Raw genomic sequence first — 3,071 nt, forward strand, 5'->3', positions numbered from 1 at the left:
TGTTCTTTGAAAACTAGATAACAATAAGTAATACATTCACATTGAATGCAATGCAAAGTTCATCACACATAGTGATTCTTTCTAAAGTAAGAAATGGTTAAGTTAGAAAGGGCGCACGGTGGATGCCTTGGCACTAGGAGCCGATGAAGGACGGGACGAACACCGATATGCTTCGGGGAGCTGTAAGCAAGCTTTGATCCGGAGATTTCCGAATGGGGAAACCCACTGCTCGTAATGGAGTAGTATCCATACTTGAATACATAGAGTATGAGAAGGCATACCCGGGGAACTGAAACATCTAAGTACCCGGAGGAAGAGAAAGCAAATGCGATTCCCTGAGTAGCGGCGAGCGAAACGGGAACAGCCCAAACCAAGAGGCTTGCCTCTTGGGGTTGTAGGACACTCTATACGGAGTTACAAAGGAACGATATAAGCGAAGAGGTCTGGAAAGGCCCGCCAAAGAAGGTAACAGCCCTGTAACTGAAATGTTGTTCTCTCCAGAGTGGATCCTGAGTACGGCGGAACACGTGAAATTCCGTCGGAATCCGGGAGGACCATCTCCCAAGGCTAAATACTCCCTAGTGACCGATAGTGAACCAGTACCGTGAGGGAAAGGTGAAAAGCACCCCGGAAGGGGAGTGAAATAGATCCTGAAACCGTGTGCCTACAAGTAGTCAGAGCCCGTTAACGGGTGATGGCGTGCCTTTTGTAGAATGAACCGGCGAGTTACGATCCCGTGCAAGGTTAAGCAGAAGATGCGGAGCCGCAGCGAAAGCGAGTCTGAATAGGGCGCATGAGTACGTGGTCGTAGACCCGAAACCAGGTGATCTACCCATGTCCAGGGTGAAGTTCAGGTAACACTGAATGGAGGCCCGAACCCACGCACGTTGAAAAGTGCGGGGATGAGGTGTGGGTAGGGGTGAAATGCCAATCGAACCTGGAGATAGCTGGTTCTCTCCGAAATAGCTTTAGGGCTAGCCTCAAGGTAAGAGTCTCGGAGGTAGAGCACTGATTGGACTAGGGGCCCCTACCGGGTTACCGAATTCAGTCAAACTCCGAATGCCGATGACTTATCCTTGGGAGTCAGACTGCGAGTGATAAGATCCGTAGTCGAAAGGGAAACAGCCCAGACCGCCAGCTAAGGTCCCAAAGTATACGTTAAGTGGAAAAGGATGTGGAGTTGCTTAGACAACCAGGATGTTGGCTTAGAAGCAGCCACCATTTAAAGAGTGCGTAATAGCTCACTGGTCGAGTGACTCTGCGCCGAAAATGTACCGGGGCTAAACGTATCACCGAAGCTGCGGACTGTTCTTACGAACAGTGGTAGGAGAGCGTTCTAAGTGCAGTGAAGTCAGACCGGAAGGACTGGTGGAGCGCTTAGAAGTGAGAATGCCGGTATGAGTAGCGAAAGACGGGTGAGAATCCCGTCCACCGAATGCCTAAGGTTTCCTGAGGAAGGCTCGTCCGCTCAGGGTTAGTCGGGACCTAAGCCGAGGCCGAAAGGCGTAGGCGATGGACAACAGGTTGATATTCCTGTACCACCTCCTCACCATTTGAGCAATGGGGGGACGCAGGAGGATAGGGTAAGCGCGGTATTGGATATCCGCGTCCAAGCAGTTAGGCTGGGAAATAGGCAAATCCGTTTCCCGTGAAGGCTGAGCTGTGATGGCGAGCGAAATTTAGTAGCGAAGTTCCTGATTCCACACTGCCAAGAAAAGCCTCTAGCGAGGTGAGAGGTGCCCGTACCGCAAACCGACACAGGTAGGCGAGGAGAGAATCCTAAGGTGATCGAGAGAACTCTCGTTAAGGAACTCGGCAAAATGACCCCGTAACTTCGGGAGAAGGGGTGCTTCTTAGGGTGTTAAAGCCCCGAGAAGCCGCAGTGAATAGGCCCAGGCGACTGTTTAGCAAAAACACAGGTCTCTGCGAAGCCGTAAGGCGAAGTATAGGGGCTGACGCCTGCCCGGTGCTGGAAGGTTAAGAGGAGCGCTTAGCGTAAGCGAAGGTGCGAATTGAAGCCCCAGTAAACGGCGGCCGTAACTATAACGGTCCTAAGGTAGCGAAATTCCTTGTCGGGTAAGTTCCGACCCGCACGAAAGGCGCAACGATCTGGGCACTGTCTCAACGAGAGACTCGGTGAAATTATAGTACCTGTGAAGATGCAGGTTACCCGCGACAGGACGGAAAGACCCCGTGGAGCTTTACTGCAGCCTGATATTGAATGTTGGTACAGCTTGTACAGGATAGGTAGGAGCCTTGGAAACCGGAGCGCTAGCTTCGGTGGAGGCATCGGTGGGATACTACCCTGGCTGTATTGACCTTCTAACCCGCTGCCCTTATCGGGCAGGGAGACAGTGTCAGGTGGGCAGTTTGACTGGGGCGGTCGCCTCCTAAAATGTAACGGAGGCGCCCAAAGGTTCCCTCAGAATGGTTGGAAATCATTCGCAGAGTGTAAAGGCACAAGGGAGCTTGACTGCGAGACCTACAAGTCGAGCAGGGACGAAAGTCGGGCTTAGTGATCCGGTGGTTCCGCATGGAAGGGCCATCGCTCAACGGATAAAAGCTACCCCGGGGATAACAGGCTTATCTCCCCCAAGAGTCCACATCGACGGGGAGGTTTGGCACCTCGATGTCGGCTCATCGCATCCTGGGGCTGTAGTCGGTCCCAAGGGTTGGGCTGTTCGCCCATTAAAGCGGTACGCGAGCTGGGTTCAGAACGTCGTGAGACAGTTCGGTCCCTATCCGTCGCGGGCGCAGGAAATTTGAGAGGAGCTGTCCTTAGTACGAGAGGACCGGGATGGACGCACCGCTGGTGTACCAGTTGTTCTGCCAAGGGCATCGCTGGGTAGCTATGTGCGGACGGGATAAGTGCTGAAAGCATCTAAGCATGAAGCCCCCCTCAAGATGAGATTTCCCATTCCGCAAGGAAGTAAGATCCCTGAAAGATGATCAGGTTGATAGGTCTGAGGTGGAAGCGTGGTGACACGTGGAGCTGACAGATACTAATAGATCGAGGACTTAACCTATATTCTAATGTGAAAAATGAACATTGTTATCTAGTTTTGAGAGAA

General features: G+C 52.3%; 1 rRNA gene. It reads left to right on the forward strand.

Annotation, left to right across the window (positions count from 1 at the left end):
• Window positions 1-95 precede the first annotated feature (95 nt).
• Window positions 96-3,026 (forward strand): 23S ribosomal RNA (locus FXF70_RS18945).
• Window positions 3,027-3,071: the final 45 nt, after the last annotated feature.

Source organism: Bacillus sp. Y3 (assembly GCF_008123875.1).
In the GTDB taxonomy this organism is placed as follows: domain Bacteria; phylum Bacillota; class Bacilli; order Bacillales; family Bacillaceae; genus Bacillus; species Bacillus altitudinis.